This is a genomic window from uncultured Bacteroides sp., from assembly GCF_910586915.1.
Classification (GTDB): domain Bacteria; phylum Bacteroidota; class Bacteroidia; order Bacteroidales; family Bacteroidaceae; genus Bacteroides.
In genome coordinates, this window is record NZ_CAJULN010000057.1 from 1 (window position 1) to 14876 (window position 14876).

The window sequence follows — 14876 nt, forward strand, 5'->3', positions numbered from 1 at the left end:
GGCGGTCATGCACGGCTTTCCGCTTCCGGCTCAAATGGACAGCGAAAAAGAAAAATCGTCAGAAATCCGTAAAAGCACCTCTCTGGCATAAGCGCAAAAGAAATGGGCCTTGCATCATCAGTCTAAACTTCTGTTTAGGCGTGAGGCAAAGCCCTTTTCTCCGCTTATGCGGTAGTCGGCATACGTTCGTCCAAAATCTCTTTGGGCGATGGTGTGCCGACGGACAAAACCGCTTTTACGGAAAAACTTATATGTGAGGATAAAAAATCAGGAGATTTATTTCTAAATCTCCCGTTTAATTTCTATTTTTGCATACGAAGAGTTCTTTGAAGGTTACGCAACGCGCAGAAGGATAATGCAGTAGATAACTAACTAATTCGTAACCTATTACTATCATGAGCAATTAATCTACGCTCATTTCCAATAAATTACACTCTTTTCGTAACTTCAAGAAACAAATATAAGGAAAAAATATGAGCCGGCCGCCATATCCGCCGTTTTTTATGTCATGCATTGACCATTCCGCGTTCGCGCTTGAAGTAGGCAAGCACGGTGGCATAGCAGAGGAACTCTTGCCCCGACACGTTGGAGCGGCTCTTGAATTTGTAGCGCGCATAGATGACTTCGCACGCGAGTTCGTATTTAATAGTCTGTTTGACATGACGTTGCACGTAGTCGTACATACGCGAGAGAATGGCAAAGCATTCGCGCACCTTATCGTAGGCAATCACTCGCGGCTTGCGGTTGGTCTCCTTCGCACGCTGCACCTGCCTCATGCAGTACTCCAACTGTTCTATCTCCTCTTGCGTGTGTTGTATGGTCTCCTTTATCTGTTCCTCTCTCTCGGTCTGACCAATCAGTTTTTCCTTTTTCAGTTCCAGACGCTTGCCTACCTTTGCTATTCTTGTCAAAATCTTAAGTTTTTATTTCCGGTTGCAAAGATAGTGAAGTTTGGCGGAATGTACAGGCTTTTCGGGCTTTAAATTACCGCCGCCGAAAACTTAGTCTTTCCCCGCCGGACGGTAACCGTTACTTTTGCCGCGCCTTGAAGAAAAAGAGAGACGACAGGCGGAAAAGCCCGTCCGGAGAAGGGGGAAGATATAATGTATTTTAATACATTCTTTTTTTATCTTATATATTTATGTGGCGGAAGGTGTGGCGGAAGTGTCTCCGCGACGCCGTCGGAATCCCCACGGACAAGGCGTTTGGAAAGAGAATGAGTGTGGCCGTGCGGGTGGTGCGTAAAAAAGACGCGGCCGGCGGACGGAACACAACCAGTCAGTTTAATATTAACCAATTCCTATTTGTAAAGTATGGAAACAGAAAAAATGTTACGCAAGGGATACCTCCTCTTCCCTAAAGTATTGTTTGAGGAGCAGATAAAGGTGCAGAAAGGCGCCTCGGGAAGTTTCGACGCCTTTATCCTGGTGTTGACTCATGTGAATTACAGTCCCACGACGTGCCACGTGCGCCAGTACACGATTGAGTGCCAGCGCGGCGAGTCGGTGATGTCGATGGCGCACTGGGCGGAGCTGTTCGGGTGGACACGCAGCCGGACGCGTTATTTCTTCGACAAGATGTATAAAGAGGGTATCATCGAGCGGCTCAACACGCCCTACATCACCCACATACGCATCCCCGACTACGATATGCTGGTAGGCCAAAAGCGCTGCGCCAAAGCGCGCGAGGAAGCCTGCGGCGTCACGTTCGAGGCGTTTTGGGAGAAGTATCACGAGGTGACCCGCATCCCCAAGCTCAACATCGGCAAGGCGCGCCGCGAATGGAAGAAGCTCTCGCCGCGCGAACGCGGACTCGCCCTGAAGAACATCGACGAGTATTACGACAACCTCAAGGACACGAAATTCTGTATGCAGGCAAGCTCGTACCTGTCCAACAAGGCTTTTCTGAACGAGTATGACTATTAACCCCCTAAAAAAGAAGAAAGAAATGAGTGAGATTTTAAACCCGCAGGATGCCGACCTCGAAGAAGTCGTGCTGGGCGCCTGCCTTTTGGAGAGCAAAGCCATCACCGTGGTTGCCGGTATCCTGCACCCCGACGTGTTCTACAACGAAGTGAACCGCGAAATTTACTCCGCCCTGCAAAGTATGTACCGCGCCGGACAAGCCATCGACATCATGACGGCGAAGGAGGAGCTTGCCCGGCGCGGCAAACTCGAATTCATCGGCGGGCCCTACACGATTGTGCGCATCAGCGCCCGCGTGGTGTCGAGCGCGCACTTAGAGTTCCACGCCCGCATCCTGAAGCAGAAATACATCCGCCGCGAAGCCATCTTGGGCTTCCACAAGCTCTTGGCGCTGGCGGCGGACGAGACGACCGACATTGACGACACCTTAGCCGACACGCATGGCCTGCTCGACCGCCTGGAGAAAGAGTGCGGCCGTACCGAACATCTCCGCCCGATGGACCGGCTGATGGAGGACACGCTCGGCCAGGTGGAGGCGCGCATGGCTTCCAACCGCAACGGGCTGACGGGGATACCGACGGGATTTACCGACCTCGACACGCTGACGTGCGGCTGGCAACAGGGCGACGAGATTGTCATCGCCGCCCGTCCCTCCGTGGGCAAGACGGCGGTTGCCCTGCACATGGCGCGTGCCGCCGCGCTGGCGGGATACCACATCGCCGTCTACAGCCTCGAGATGCAGGGCGAGCGCCTGGGCGACCGTTGGCTGCTTGCCGCCACCACAAACGTAAGCCCCGCCCATCTGCGTAGCGGAGCGCTGACGGCCGACGAGTTGCAGCAGGTGCGGCAGGCTTCGGCAGAGTTGTCGCGCCTGCCCATACACATCGACGACAACCCTTCGGTGAGCATGGACTACGTGCGCTCCTCGGCGAAGATGCTGCACAGCAAGGGGAAGTGCGACGCCGTCATCATCGACTACCTGCAACTGTGCGACATGAAGAGCGAACAGAGTAACCGCAACCGCGAACAGGAGGTGGCGCAGGCGAGCCGCAAAGCGAAGATGGTGGCTAAGGAGCTGAACATCCCCGTGATTCTGCTGAGCCAGCTCAACCGCAACGTGGAGGGACGGCCCGACAACCGCCCCAACCTGAGCGACCTCCGCGAAAGCGGCGCCATCGAGCAGGATGCGGACTTGGTGCTGATGCTTTCGCGACCCGCCCTCTCGGGACGGGAGACCGACCGCAAGAGCACCTACCCCACCGAAGGGCTGGGCGTGATAGACGTGGTGAAGCACCGCAACGGGACGACAAAGGAGCTCTATTTCAGACACGACCCGAGCATGACCCGACTGGAGGATTATGTACCCGGAATGGACTGGATGAAGAAGCACACCCGCGCGTGAACGACCGCCGGCAGTGAATAGAAGAAACGACCGCTCCCCTGCGTGCAGAGGAGCGGTCGGCCGGGGCACAACGGGCGGTCGACGCGGCGGGAAGATGCGGTCATTCCATACGCGACGACCGGTGAACGGGGCTGTATCCGTCGGGCTCTCCCAAATAGCGGATGATAAGCCGCACTTCGCGGGCGCTGAACATTTTCTGCCTGGGGTGGAAATCTCCCGCCGTCAGCTCCTGCATCAAGGGCAGGCAGTTGCGCATCCAGCGACGGAGTTTCGCCACCGACACGGGGTTGCTCAGATGGGGGAAATACATCCTCGCCAATTCTATCTTATCATAGCATCTCACACAAAATCTTACTTCTTCCATTTTCTTCGTATTATCGGGTTAATAATGCTATAAAGATACTCATTTTTCCGTACATCGTCAAGCATTCGGGGAGAAAAAAAGGTGCATCGTGCAGTGTCGTCCATTGGCGTCCACTCCCCTTCGGCGAGGGTGTATCTTTGCACCGTAACCAAAAACAAACAGTTATGGCACAGAAGTATGTAGTAGTGGGTCGGAAGAATCCGCAGAAGCCGCAGGAACCGGCTAAGTTTTATGCAATGGCGCGCAGCAACCGGCGGGTGGATACCGACGAGATTATCGGCCGCATTTCCGAACGTTCGTCGTTCTCGATAGGCGAGCTGAAGGGGTGCATCACCGAGTTTCTGCTGGAGATGAAGAATCAGTTGGCTTTGGGCAACATTGTCCTCTTGGGCGATATGGGGAGTTTCCGCATCACCATCGCCACCGGCATCGCCACGGATACGGCGGAGAAGTTCAAGGCGGCCACCTGCATCAAGACGGCACGCGTGCGTTTCCGGCCAGGAACCATGCTCGCGGATATGTGTAAGGCGATGAAGTACACGCTGGTAAGGCTCGACAGGGATGAGGAGGGGAATGATGTGATTATCCCCGAACCGAACCCAGGCGGCGGAGACGACGGGGAGACACCGGACCCGGGCTTATAAAGTCATAAGGAAGGGCTTCTCTTAGCATTAAAAATATTCACCATCTAAAAAACAAAAGAATCATGAAAAAGTACATCTGGAAACAAATCCTGCAAATCATCATCACCATCGCCACTTCCATCGTGTCGGCGTTGGGTGTCACCTCTTGCACGGTTCACCTTTAAACGCGCCGGGGAGATGAAGGAACTGAAAGAATTCAACCGGAAGGAGGAGTATGCGCCGCGCACCATCCAGTACCTTGTCGTGCATTGCAGTGCCACGCGCGCCAACATCCCCTTCACGAAGGAGCAACTGCTACAGTGCCACCTGAAGCGTGGCTTCAAATGCATCGGCTATCATTTCTATGTGACGAAGGACGGGGTGCTCCACCACACCCGGCCGATGGGCGAAATCGGGGCACACGCTCTGGGGTTCAACCTCCACAGCTTGGGCATCTGCTACGAAGGCGGGCTCGACGAAACGGGAAAGCCCGCCGACACCCGAACCGCCCCGCAGAAGGAGACGCTCCGCCGGGTGTTGGGCGAACTGAAAAGGCTCTACCCCGAAGCGAGAATCGCCGGACATTACCAACTGAGCGCAGACGTGCACAAAGCGTGCCCCTGCTTTGACGCAAGAGGGGAATATGCGGATTTGTAGCGGAGGAGGGAAATAACAAATCAAAAGTAAAGACATAAAAAAAGAGAGAACTGAAAAAAGCTCCCTCTTTTTTTATGGACTATAATCTATATTTTACAATACCCACAATACTTGATTCTTTATGATTTCGAGTCGAGTTTTTTCTTTCTCCATTATCGTCATAACGATAAGTAGCTAAATCTCCTCCATCATATCTATCAAATATCCGTATTTTATAAATATCATTATCTGTTAAATGAATCAGCAGAATATCTCCTTGTTTTATCTGATTACGTATAGAATCTTTTCTATTTATTTTCTTAACTAAAAGTTGCGCGCCCGATTCGATATGTTTAGGCTTCATACAATTTCCTTTTACGACAATTCGCATCATTCCGGATGTATCTACTTTCTGACCGTCAGCATTCAGTACAATTCGATGTTTATCGTAAAAAGAAAGTTCTTTCAACCTCTTGGCATCTGTCGCCATTGCAGGGCCCGCTTCAACACATTGGACAAACTCTTGTTTTCCAGAGACAATATTGAAGTATGCGTACATTGCAACAGCAATAAATAATATCATTAAAAAATAAACTGTTTCCATATTATTAATATTCTTCTTGTATAACCATATTATCTATTTTTTGTTCTTCCATCGATTCTATTTTTATATGAAGCAATATACAGAAAAAGAAAATATGCAGAATCATGGAAAGATTATTTTCACTGATTGGGTAAACATATTGTGATAATTCTTTGGCTACATATATTCCCGTATGCAAATAAATTCCCAATAATACAAATACCGCACATAAAACAAGTACTAATAATTTTGTTGTCGTATGTTTACCCGCACCAATATAATCAAAGACTACCATTAACAACAAACCTAAATTGACAAGTAAAGAAAGACCACATTGCTGATTTTTACAATATTCATCAACAAATAATACATCACTAATTTTCAAAGCATGATGGACTAAAGGCGTATATGTAAATAACACTATTAAAACTAACCACGTTATAGATAAAAAATAGTGTTTATTCTTTATTGCCCAATTATTTATTGATTTCATTATCGACCTATTAAATTTATGGACAAAGATACAACAATCTTCTACAAACACAATAAATATTTCGGTTAAAATCAATATAATCAGCCGCATTCTTAAAGACATAAAAAAAGTGCCTATACATCAAGTACCGGCACTTATCAATATTATTAAAAAAAACAACTTTTCCTTTGCGGTGCGTACGGGACTCGAACCCGTGACCCCATGCGTGACAGGCATGTATTCTAACCAACTGAACTAACGCACCTTTATGTAAATCTGTTTATTCTATCAATCGCATCTCTCTCGATTGCGAGTGCAAAGGTAGGTATTTTTTTCAAACCTGCAATAGCTTACGCATCTTTTTTTGAAAAAAGTGTGTTTTTCGAGAATAATCGCGTACATTTGCAGCCATCACATTAAATAGAAAATAGAATGAAAAATACACCAATCGAGCGACATCTGATTGACGAAACCATCAAAGAGTTTCAAATTGTCGACTTTTCCACGGCTACCATTCGAGAAGTGAAAGCCATCGCTTCAAAAGCCGAAGCCGAATCGGGAGTGAAATTTATCAAGATGGAAATGGGCGTGCCGGGACTTCCGCCCTCCGCTGTAGGAGTGAAAGCGGAAATCGAAGCGCTGCAAAACGGAATTGCCAGCCTGTATCCCGACATCAACGGACTGCCGGAACTGAAAAAGGAAGCATCGCGCTTCATCAAAGCCTTTATCGGCATAGAGTTGAACGCGGAAGGATGCGTGCCCGTGACCGGCTCCATGCAAGGCACATTCGCCTCCTTCCTCACTTGCAGCCAATGCAACGAAGAGAGAGACACCATCCTGTTTATCGACCCGGGATTCCCCGTGCAGAAACAGCAGTTGACAGTGATGGGACAGAAATACGAAACGTTCGACGTGTACGACTATCGCGGAGAGAGGCTGAAAGAGAAACTGGAGAGTTATCTGAAGAAGGGAAACATTTCGGCGATTATCTACTCAAACCCCAACAATCCCAGTTGGATTTGCCTGAAAGAAGAGGAGCTGAGAATCATCGGCGAGTTGGCTACACAATACGATGTAATCGTGCTGGAAGACCTCGCCTACTTCGCGATGGACTTCCGCCAGAACCTCAGCCGCCCGTTCGAACCGCCGTTCCAGCCGTCGGTGGCGCGCTACACGGACAATTACGTGCTGCTCATCTCAGGCTCCAAAGCATTCAGCTATGCCGGACAGCGCATCGGCGTGAGCTGCATCTCCGACAAGCTGTATCACCGCACCTATCTGGGACTGACCAAACGCTACGGGGGCGGCACTTTCGGTACTGTCTTTATCCACCGCGTGCTCTACGCGCTTTCGTCGGGCACGAGCCACTCGGCACAGTTTGCCTTAGCGGCCATGCTGAAAGCCGCCAACGAAGGAACATACAACTTCCTCGACGAAGTGAAAATATACGGTGAAAGAGCGAAGAAACTGAAAGAAATATTCCTCCGCCACGGCTTCCGACTGGTATATGACAAGGACCTGGACGACCCCATTGCCGACGGATTCTATTTCACCATCGGATATCCGGGAATGAGCAGTGGCGAATTGGCGAAAGAGTTGATGTATTACGGCGTCAGCGCCATCTCCCTGGTCACAACGGGAAGCCAGCAGGAAGGATTGCGCACCTGCACCTCCTTTATCAAGGAGCATCAGTACGCACAGCTCGACGAGAGAATGAAACTGTTTGCCCAAAATCATCCGACGGCCTAAGCCGTCGGATGGCTATACGTCTTTACCTTTCGGATTTAAGCGTTGCAGCATCACCGCATCCTTGTACTCCCCTCCTACTCGCAGCCAATTCTTCAGCACGCCGCACTGCACAAACCCGCACGCGGCAAACACCCGCATACACTCTTCATTGTCCACCGCCACGTGTGCATACAACTGCTCCAGGGAAAGAAAATCAAAAGCATATTCGCAAAGCAACCGCAACGCATCGGTAGCATACCCCTGCCCGCGATACTCCTTACGGAGAGCTATCCCCACCTCGCCGCGCAAATGGAGAGCGGCAAAGTCGGTGATGTCAATCGTGCCGAGCAGGCAATGGCCGGACTTGCTTACAATCATCAGCCGCAGTTGCTTGTCGGCAAAGACATCGCACTGCGAACCCTCGATGTACTGCCGCAGCACATAGCGCGAATAGGGAACCGTGAAATTACTGATGTCCCACATCGAAGGGTCGTTCTCCATCTCATACATCACCTCCATATCTTCCGGCTCCACGGCACGGAGGTAGATGCGGTCGTTCATTAAAAAAGATTGTCTCATGCTTCTTTGTCTTGAGAAATGTGAAGTTCGCTACGCAGCCTCTTGTCGCCGGGCAGGCAGAAGAGGGAAGCCGTCAGCCCAATCAGCATACAAAGATTGCCCGTGTTGCTCAACGTGAGGTAATAGCACAGCAGATTCACCACAATGGCAACTTCGAGTATGCCCAACCGCACGATGCTCCACTGCACATAACGCCTGAGCGCAAGCGTTATCGTCAGATGGTCGATTTTGTTTTTCAGCACCAGGCTGAATATCTTCAGCGAAAGCGGTACGCAGAGCGCCGTCAGCAAAATACCGGCAGTCTCGAAGTAATAAGTGGCCTGCACATTGCCCTCCATCGCTCCTACGGGAAGCAATTCAAACTCCCCCGCCCCAAGCAGAAAGGCTGGCAATACCCAAAAGAAAATATAACTGATATTCAAAATTCTGACAGCACGCTTTATCTGTTCTTCCATGTCCGTTCCTGATTTCTGGTAAATAAATGGTTTATATGGTTCCGGTGAAAACCGTCCGGTTCACAATGCTACGCCCCAAAGTCACCTCGTCGGCATATTCCAACTCGTCGCCCACGGAGATACCCCGCGCAATCACACTGAGCTTCACACCCGACTTCTCCAACTTGCGGTAGATGTAAAAGTTGGTCGTATCTCCCTCCATCGTGGTGCTCAGGGCGAGAATCACCTCTTTAATACCGCCTTCGGACACCCGCCGCACCAGGCTCTCTATCTGAAGGTCGCTCGGCCCCACTCCGTCCATCGGAGAAATGACACCGCCCAAGACGTGATACAGCCCCCTGTATTGTTGGGTCGCCTCCACCGCCATGACGTCGCGGATGTTCTCCACCACACAAACGGTAGACGGGTCGCGCTGCGTATTGGCACAAATCTGGCAAGTCTCGGTATCGGATATATTGTGGCATACTTTGCAATATTTCACCTCACGCTTTAATGTGATGATGGAGCTTCCGAACGCTTCCACCGTCGCCGCATCCTGGCGGAGCAGGTGCAGGACCAGCCGCATCGCCGTCTTGCGCCCGATACCCGGTAGTTTGGAAAACTCGCCCACTGCCTTTTCGAGCAGCACGGAAGGATATTGTTTATTCATAGACAATAATTGCTTTTCTATCGATATTTTGGCGCAAAGATAAGGATTATTGTTTTAATAGCTGCAAAAAATGCTACCTTTGCAGGAGTTTGGACAGATGACAATATAATACAAGCAAAGAAGAAAAATGGAAATAACAAGTGCAGAATTTGTAATCAGCAATACGGACGTGAAGAAATGTCCGGCAGGAACTCTCCCCGAATACGCCTTCATCGGCCGCTCCAACGTGGGCAAGTCCAGCCTTATCAATATGCTTACCAACCGGAAAGGACTGGCAATGACCTCCGCCACCCCGGGAAAAACCATGCTTATCAATCATTTCCTGATTAATAAGAACTGGTATCTCGTCGACCTTCCGGGATACGGGTACGCCCGGCGCGGACAGAAAGGCAAAGACCAGATACGTACCATCATCGAAGACTATATCCTGGAACGCGAGCAGATGACGAACCTCTTCGTCCTCGTCGACAGCCGCCTGGAACCGCAGAAAATAGACCTCGAATTCATGGAATGGCTGGGAGAAAACGGTATCCCCTTCGCCATCATCTTCACCAAAGCCGACAAACTGAAGGGAGGACGGCTGAAAACGAACATCAGCCTCTACCTGCGCGAACTGGGCAAGCAGTGGGAAGAGCTTCCTCCCCATTTTATATCTTCTTCGGAAAACCGCACCGGACGTATGGAAATACTCGGCTACATCGAGCATATAAACAAGAATCTCAATATTTAATGAAACAGAGAACGAACATGAAAAAGAACTTTCTATCACTCTCCCTCTTAGTAGCACTGATGTTGACAGCTACCACCGCCCAAGCACAGTCGTGGTCGGACTTATTCAACAAGGACAACATCTCAAAAGTAGTGAACGCCATCACCGGAAACGCCCAATCCATCGACATGACAGGAACCTGGAACTATCAAGGCTCTGCCGTAGAGTTCGAATCAGACAACCTGCTGATGAAAGCCGGAGGAGCCGCCGCAGCTACAATGGCAGAGAACAAACTGGACGAACAGTTGAGCAAAATAGGTATCAAGGAGGGACAGATGAGCTTCACCTTCAACGCCGACAGCACATTCACCAGCACGGTGGGAAAGAAGAAACTGAGCGGAACCTACTCCTACAACGCTTCGACCAAGCAAGTAGACCTGAAATACCTCAAACTACTGAATCTGCACGCAAAGGTAAACTGCACCTCAAACTCGCTGGAACTGCTGTTCAAATCGGACAAGTTGCTGAAACTGATGGCTTTTATCGGCAGCAAAAGTAATAGCACGGCACTGAAGACTGTCAGCTCACTGGCCGACAATTACGACGGAATGATGTTGGGATTCCAACTGGAGAAATAGCAAAAACAAGGCGTTTAATACTATTTCGCACTCCGGAGAGCGTATTTAAGGGAAAAAGCATTATCTTTGCCGCTTGTAATCAAAAAAGAGAAGGAATATGAAAAAGATACTTTTTTTAATGACTTTATTAGTGATGGGGGTAAGTCTTGCATTTGCACAGACAAAGGCGGACGTCAAGTTTGACAAGACGACTCACGATTTCGGCAAGTTCTCAGAAAACAATCCCGTGGTGAACTGTACGTTTACCTTCACCAACATCGGTGATGCTCCTTTGGTTATCCACCAGGCGGTAGCCTCTTGCGGATGCACCGTACCCGAATACACAAAGGAACCTATCATGCCGGGCAAAAAGGGAACCATCAAGGTGACTTACAACGGAACGGGCAAATATCCGGGACACTTCAAAAAGTCGATTACCCTGCGCACCAACGCCAAAACGGAAATGATAAGGTTATACATCGAAGGGGATATGACACCTAAAGACACCAAATAAGAAAAAACATACTTTAGATAAAGGAGAATCTTCCGATTCTCCTTTTTTTTGTTTACTTTGAGCACGAAAACGTAAATCAGCGTGAGTTTTGATAGAAACAAATTACGCAAACAACACAGTAACAAATTATAAATTTATAAAACCATGAAACAAGAAGAAGACAAATTCACCGGCTTGCCCGAGAATGCGTTCAGAGAGTTGAAACCGGGGGAAGTTTACAACCCCTTGATGAGTCCGTCAAAAAACTATCCGGAAGTTAATTTCTGGTCGGTAGCGTGGGGTATCGCTATGGCAATCCTGTTCTCGGCTGCCGCCGCCTACTTAGGCTTGAAAGTAGGACAAGTGTTTGAAGCCGCCATCCCCATTGCCATCATCGCAGTAGGAGTATCGGGAGCCGCCAAGCGAAAGAATGCATTGGGAGAAAACGTGATTATACAATCCATCGGAGCCTGCTCCGGAGTAATCGTCGCCGGAGCCATCTTTACACTGCCTGCCTTGTATATCCTACAGGCAAAATACCCCGAAATGTCAGTCACCTTCATGCAGGTATTCATCAGCTCCCTGTTAGGCGGCGTATTGGGTATCCTGTTCCTGATTCCTTTCCGGAAATACTTCGTCAACGATATGCACGGCAAATACCCCTTCCCCGAAGCAACTGCCACCACGCAGGTGCTAATCTCCGGTGAAAAAGGAGGCAGCCAGGCAAAACCTCTGCTGATGGCAGGTATGGTGGGCGGATTGTACGATTTTGTCGTAGCCACATTCGGATGGTGGAACGAGAATTTCACGACCCGCGTATGCAGTGCCGGAGAGATGTTGGCGGAAAAAGCCAAGTTAGTGTTCAAAGTGAATACGGGTGCCGCCGTATTGGGGCTGGGATATATTGTCGGACTGAAATACGCTGCCATCATTTGTGCCGGCTCATTGGCGGTATGGTGGATTATTATCCCGGGAATGGCCTCCATCTGGGGCGACAGCGTGCTGAATGCATGGAACCCTGAAATAACCTCTACCGTAGGAACGATGAGCCCGGAAGAGATTTTCAAATATTACGCGAAGAGTATCGGTATCGGCGGCATCGCTATGGCTGGTGTGATTGGTATCATCCGCTCTTGGGGAATTATCAAAAGCGCCGTCGGACTGGCAGCCAAAGAGATGGGCGACAAGGGTAATGTGGAGAAGAGCATCATACGTACCCAACGGGATCTTTCGATGAAGATTATCGCCATCGGTTCTATCATCACACTGGTATTGATTGTCCTGTTCTTCTACTTCGATGTAATGCAGGGCGATTTGCTGCACACATTCGTAGCAATTGTCCTGGTTGCGGGCATCGCTTTCCTGTTTACTACGGTAGCTGCCAACGCCATTGCAATCGTGGGTACGAATCCCGTATCGGGAATGACTCTGATGACTCTGATTTTGGCTTCGGTAGTAATGGTGGCGGTCGGTCTGAAAGGCCCTTCGGGCATGGTTGCCGCATTAGTGATGGGAGGCGTAGTATGTACGGCACTCTCAATGGCGGGCGGTTTCATCACCGACTTGAAGATTGGCTACTGGCTGGGAAGTACACCCGCCAAACAGGAGACATGGAAATTCTTAGGAACAATCGTATCGGCTGCAACCGTAGGCGGTGTGATGATTATCCTGAATAAGACATACGGATTCACAAGCGGCGCATTGGCTGCTCCGCAAGCCAACGCGATGGCAGCAGTCATCGAACCGTTGATGAGCGGCGTGGGTGCACCGTGGCTGCTGTATGGCATCGGTGCGGTCTTGGCTATCATCCTGACGCTTTGCAAAATTCCCGCATTGGCTTTCGCATTGGGTATGTTTATCCCCCTCGAACTGAATGTGCCGTTGGTAGTGGGCGGAGCTATAAACTGGTTTGTGACTACCCGCAGCAAAGACGCGGCCCTGAATACGGAAAGAGGAGAAAAAGGAACCTTATTGGCCTCCGGTTTCATTGCCGGCGGTGCATTGATGGGAGTTGTCAGTGCCGCCATGCGCTTCGGCGGAGTCAACCTCGTGAATGAAGCATGGCTCAACAATACCTGGTCGGAAGTGTTGGCCTTAGGAGCATATGCCATGCTGATTCTTTATTTCATCAAGGCTTCCATGAAGGTTAAGTAAATATGAGAAGGATTTTATCCGTCATACTATCACTTGTCGGTGCAATTACTTTTGCACAGGAACAGTCTGCGGGGCTTGCCCCGCAAGACTGCGCAGCGATGCTACGAATCGGGAAGTCTTACCTGGGGACAAAATATGTCGCCAACACCTTAGACCGGGAGGGAGAAGAGAGACTGATTGTCCGGACGGATGCAGTGGATTGCGTGACTTTCGTGGAATATACATTGGCACAGACTCTCGGTCCGTCGTTCGAAGAGAACCTGCAAAAGATACGGTATCGGGACGGAATCATCAACGGCTATCCTTCGCGGCTGCATTACACGTCCGACTGGATTGACAACGGTATCCGCCACGGGTTCCTCACAGATGTCACTGCCCGGCACAGCGCGTCTACCATGAAATTGTCGCTCTCGTATATGTCCACTCACCCCCAACAATACAAGAAATTGTCCGGTTCGCCGGAAAATGTGTCGCGAATGGCCGCACACGAGAAAGCATTATCGGGCAAAACAGTACACTGGCTACCGAAAAGCCAACTGCCGGATAACGGATTGCCGTGGATTATGAACGGAGATATCATCGCCATCACCACGAAGCTGGCCGGACTGGACATCGCACACGTAGGAATAGCAGCATACAGAAACGGCAAACTGCATCTGCTACACGCTTCACAGACATTAGGGAAAGTGGTTGTCAGCAAGACGCCGCTCAGCCATATGCTCAATAACAAGAAATCGTGGACAGGCGTACGTGTCATCCGAATGTCGGAAGCCGGAAAAGATTTCTAAATTCTTTTTCAAGGCGTTGCTTCACGTCGTCCATAAGCACATCGTGCCCCAATTCCCGACGAAGAGAAGTGACGCCTTTATCTATAAAGCCGCAAGGATGAATGTAGCTGAAATAGCGTAAATCCGTATTTACATTCAAAGCCAACCCGTGCATGGTGACATAACGGCTGCTCCTCACCCCTATCGCACAAATCTTGCGGGCACGCGGAGTATCGCCTTCCAGCCATACACCTGTCGCCTTCTCCAGTCTTCCTGCTTCAAGGTCGTAAGACGCGCACACACGTATGACTGCTTCTTCCAGCAGATGAACATATTCTTTCAGTCCCAGGCCGAATTCTTCCAGGTTCAATATCGGATAGCATACCAACTGTCCGGGTCCGTGGTAGGTGATGTCTCCTCCCCTGTCAATGTGGTACAGAGTCGCATCAATCGCTTTCAGTTGTTCGTCACTCAGCAACATATTGTTTGCTTTCCCGCTACGCCCCAACGTATAGACATGGGGATGCTCGCACATGATGATACGGTTTTCATAGGCTTCGCCCTGCGCTTTTGCCCCGACAACGCCGTCAAACCAATCCGTCTGCCGTTGCCACGCCTCGGCATACGGTATCAGATTCCAGTCGATAAAAATTGTTTTCATAGTCTACAAAATTATATAGAAAAATCGAGTTTTTCTACACCGGCACAATAAAAACCGAG

Annotated in this window: 19 protein-coding genes and 1 tRNA gene; 11 read left to right on the forward strand and 9 right to left on the reverse strand. The window is 49.9% G+C overall.

Going from position 1 to position 14876, the window contains the following annotated elements:
* Positions 1-506: 506 nt before the first annotated feature.
* Positions 507-911 (reverse strand): hypothetical protein, encoded by a 405-nt coding sequence (locus tag QZ331_RS13235; RefSeq protein WP_294631064.1) that lies wholly within the window; start codon positions 909-911, stop codon positions 507-509.
* 402 nt (positions 912-1313) lie between these two features.
* Between QZ331_RS13235 and QZ331_RS13240 the strand changes: the two genes are divergently transcribed.
* On the forward strand, positions 1314-1925 hold the full coding sequence (locus QZ331_RS13240) for a hypothetical protein (RefSeq protein ID WP_294631065.1): 612 nt from the start codon (positions 1314-1316) through the stop codon (positions 1923-1925).
* Positions 1926-1947: 22 nt separating this feature from the next.
* On the forward strand, positions 1948-3327 hold the full coding sequence (dnaB, locus tag QZ331_RS13245; protein WP_294631067.1) for a replicative DNA helicase: 1380 nt from the start codon (positions 1948-1950) through the stop codon (positions 3325-3327).
* A 100-nt stretch (positions 3328-3427) separates the two neighbouring features.
* Here dnaB and QZ331_RS13250 read toward each other — a convergent pair whose 3' ends face one another.
* On the reverse strand, positions 3428-3691 hold the full coding sequence (locus QZ331_RS13250) for a DUF4248 domain-containing protein (RefSeq protein ID WP_294631069.1): 264 nt from the start codon (positions 3689-3691) through the stop codon (positions 3428-3430).
* Between the two features lie 164 nt (positions 3692-3855).
* On the opposite strand from QZ331_RS13250, the gene QZ331_RS13255 reads away from it, so the two are divergent.
* From QZ331_RS13255 to QZ331_RS13265, 3 genes are all read left to right on the forward strand, one after another.
* Positions 3856-4335, forward strand: a complete 480-nt coding sequence (locus QZ331_RS13255) for an HU family DNA-binding protein (protein WP_294631071.1) — start codon at positions 3856-3858, stop codon at positions 4333-4335.
* A gap of 62 nt (positions 4336-4397) precedes the next feature.
* Positions 4398-4499, forward strand: coding sequence for a smalltalk protein (locus QZ331_RS13260; RefSeq protein WP_294631073.1), 102 nt, complete (start codon positions 4398-4400; stop codon positions 4497-4499).
* Between the two features lie 13 nt (positions 4500-4512).
* Positions 4513-4971 carry an N-acetylmuramoyl-L-alanine amidase gene (locus tag QZ331_RS13265; protein WP_294631074.1) on the forward strand — a complete coding sequence of 153 codons (459 nt, stop codon included), beginning with the start codon at positions 4513-4515 and terminating at the stop codon, positions 4969-4971.
* A 79-nt stretch (positions 4972-5050) separates the two neighbouring features.
* Here the strand turns inward: QZ331_RS13265 and QZ331_RS13270 are convergent, their stop codons facing one another.
* The 3 genes from QZ331_RS13270 to QZ331_RS13280 all read right to left on the reverse strand — a co-directional run bounded on the left by QZ331_RS13270 (position 5051) and on the right by QZ331_RS13280 (position 6270).
* Positions 5051-5554 (reverse strand): hypothetical protein, encoded by a 504-nt coding sequence (locus tag QZ331_RS13270; protein ID WP_294631076.1) that lies wholly within the window; start codon positions 5552-5554, stop codon positions 5051-5053.
* A 4-nt stretch (positions 5555-5558) separates the two neighbouring features.
* Positions 5559-6026, reverse strand: coding sequence for a hypothetical protein (locus QZ331_RS13275; RefSeq protein WP_294631077.1), 468 nt, complete (start codon positions 6024-6026; stop codon positions 5559-5561).
* A gap of 170 nt (positions 6027-6196) precedes the next feature.
* Positions 6197-6270 (reverse strand) — tRNA-Asp (locus tag QZ331_RS13280).
* 167 nt (positions 6271-6437) lie between these two features.
* On the opposite strand from QZ331_RS13280, the gene QZ331_RS13285 reads away from it, so the two are divergent.
* Positions 6438-7754, forward strand: a complete 1317-nt coding sequence (locus tag QZ331_RS13285; protein WP_294631079.1) for a pyridoxal phosphate-dependent aminotransferase — start codon at positions 6438-6440, stop codon at positions 7752-7754.
* A 12-nt stretch (positions 7755-7766) separates the two neighbouring features.
* Here the strand turns inward: QZ331_RS13285 and QZ331_RS13290 are convergent, their stop codons facing one another.
* The 3 genes from QZ331_RS13290 to recR are packed head-to-tail and all read right to left on the reverse strand — an operon-like array spanning position 7767 to position 9416.
* On the reverse strand, positions 7767-8312 hold the full coding sequence (locus QZ331_RS13290; protein WP_294631081.1) for a GNAT family N-acetyltransferase: 546 nt from the start codon (positions 8310-8312) through the stop codon (positions 7767-7769).
* Positions 8309-8767 carry a hypothetical protein gene (locus QZ331_RS13295; protein WP_294631083.1) on the reverse strand — a complete coding sequence of 153 codons (459 nt, stop codon included), beginning with the start codon at positions 8765-8767 and terminating at the stop codon, positions 8309-8311. Before QZ331_RS13295 ends, QZ331_RS13290 begins: the two co-directional genes overlap by 4 nt.
* Before the next feature lie 31 nt (positions 8768-8798).
* Positions 8799-9416, reverse strand: coding sequence for a recombination mediator RecR (gene recR, locus QZ331_RS13300; protein WP_294631085.1), 618 nt, complete (start codon positions 9414-9416; stop codon positions 8799-8801).
* A gap of 127 nt (positions 9417-9543) precedes the next feature.
* Between recR and yihA the strand changes: the two genes are divergently transcribed.
* The 5 genes from yihA to QZ331_RS13325 all read left to right on the forward strand — a co-directional run bounded on the left by yihA (position 9544) and on the right by QZ331_RS13325 (position 14177).
* Complete coding sequence (gene yihA / locus QZ331_RS13305; protein WP_294631087.1) at positions 9544-10146, forward strand: ribosome biogenesis GTP-binding protein YihA/YsxC; 603 nt, start codon at positions 9544-9546, stop codon at positions 10144-10146.
* A 17-nt stretch (positions 10147-10163) separates the two neighbouring features.
* A complete protein-coding gene (locus QZ331_RS13310; protein WP_294631090.1) occupies positions 10164-10763 on the forward strand; it encodes a DUF4923 family protein in 600 nt (199 codons plus the stop codon).
* A gap of 97 nt (positions 10764-10860) precedes the next feature.
* On the forward strand, positions 10861-11256 hold the full coding sequence (locus QZ331_RS13315) for a DUF1573 domain-containing protein (protein WP_294631092.1): 396 nt from the start codon (positions 10861-10863) through the stop codon (positions 11254-11256).
* Between the two features lie 144 nt (positions 11257-11400).
* Positions 11401-13389 carry an oligopeptide transporter, OPT family gene (locus QZ331_RS13320; protein WP_294631094.1) on the forward strand — a complete coding sequence of 663 codons (1989 nt, stop codon included), beginning with the start codon at positions 11401-11403 and terminating at the stop codon, positions 13387-13389.
* A gap of 2 nt (positions 13390-13391) precedes the next feature.
* Positions 13392-14177, forward strand: a complete 786-nt coding sequence (locus QZ331_RS13325) for an N-acetylmuramoyl-L-alanine amidase-like domain-containing protein (protein ID WP_294631095.1) — start codon at positions 13392-13394, stop codon at positions 14175-14177.
* Here QZ331_RS13325 and lipB read toward each other — a convergent pair.
* A complete protein-coding gene (gene lipB, locus QZ331_RS13330; protein ID WP_294631096.1) occupies positions 14143-14817 on the reverse strand; it encodes a lipoyl(octanoyl) transferase LipB in 675 nt (224 codons plus the stop codon). The two genes, QZ331_RS13325 and lipB, sit on opposite strands and share 35 nt — an antisense overlap.
* Positions 14818-14876 lie beyond the last annotated feature (59 nt).

Coding starts and splice junctions, on each gene's coding strand:
- QZ331_RS13240 (WP_294631065.1), top strand. CDS start 1,314: ATGGAAACAGAAAAAATGTTACGCAAGGGATACCTCCTCTTCCCTAAA.
- dnaB (WP_294631067.1), top strand. CDS start 1,948: ATGAGTGAGATTTTAAACCCGCAGGATGCCGACCTCGAAGAAGTCGTG.
- QZ331_RS13250 (WP_294631069.1), bottom strand. CDS start 3,691: ATGGAAGAAGTAAGATTTTGTGTGAGATGCTATGATAAGATAGAATTG.
- QZ331_RS13255 (WP_294631071.1), top strand. CDS start 3,856: ATGGCACAGAAGTATGTAGTAGTGGGTCGGAAGAATCCGCAGAAGCCG.
- QZ331_RS13260 (WP_294631073.1), top strand. CDS start 4,398: ATGAAAAAGTACATCTGGAAACAAATCCTGCAAATCATCATCACCATC.
- QZ331_RS13265 (WP_294631074.1), top strand. CDS start 4,513: ATGAAGGAACTGAAAGAATTCAACCGGAAGGAGGAGTATGCGCCGCGC.
- QZ331_RS13270 (WP_294631076.1), bottom strand. CDS start 5,554: ATGGAAACAGTTTATTTTTTAATGATATTATTTATTGCTGTTGCAATG.
- QZ331_RS13275 (WP_294631077.1), bottom strand. CDS start 6,026: ATGAAATCAATAAATAATTGGGCAATAAAGAATAAACACTATTTTTTA.
- QZ331_RS13285 (WP_294631079.1), top strand. CDS start 6,438: ATGAAAAATACACCAATCGAGCGACATCTGATTGACGAAACCATCAAA.
- QZ331_RS13290 (WP_294631081.1), bottom strand. CDS start 8,312: ATGAGACAATCTTTTTTAATGAACGACCGCATCTACCTCCGTGCCGTG.
- QZ331_RS13295 (WP_294631083.1), bottom strand. CDS start 8,767: ATGGAAGAACAGATAAAGCGTGCTGTCAGAATTTTGAATATCAGTTAT.
- recR (WP_294631085.1), bottom strand. CDS start 9,416: ATGAATAAACAATATCCTTCCGTGCTGCTCGAAAAGGCAGTGGGCGAG.
- yihA (WP_294631087.1), top strand. CDS start 9,544: ATGGAAATAACAAGTGCAGAATTTGTAATCAGCAATACGGACGTGAAG.
- QZ331_RS13310 (WP_294631090.1), top strand. CDS start 10,164: ATGAAAAAGAACTTTCTATCACTCTCCCTCTTAGTAGCACTGATGTTG.
- QZ331_RS13315 (WP_294631092.1), top strand. CDS start 10,861: ATGAAAAAGATACTTTTTTTAATGACTTTATTAGTGATGGGGGTAAGT.
- QZ331_RS13320 (WP_294631094.1), top strand. CDS start 11,401: ATGAAACAAGAAGAAGACAAATTCACCGGCTTGCCCGAGAATGCGTTC.
- QZ331_RS13325 (WP_294631095.1), top strand. CDS start 13,392: ATGAGAAGGATTTTATCCGTCATACTATCACTTGTCGGTGCAATTACT.
- lipB (WP_294631096.1), bottom strand. CDS start 14,817: ATGAAAACAATTTTTATCGACTGGAATCTGATACCGTATGCCGAGGCG.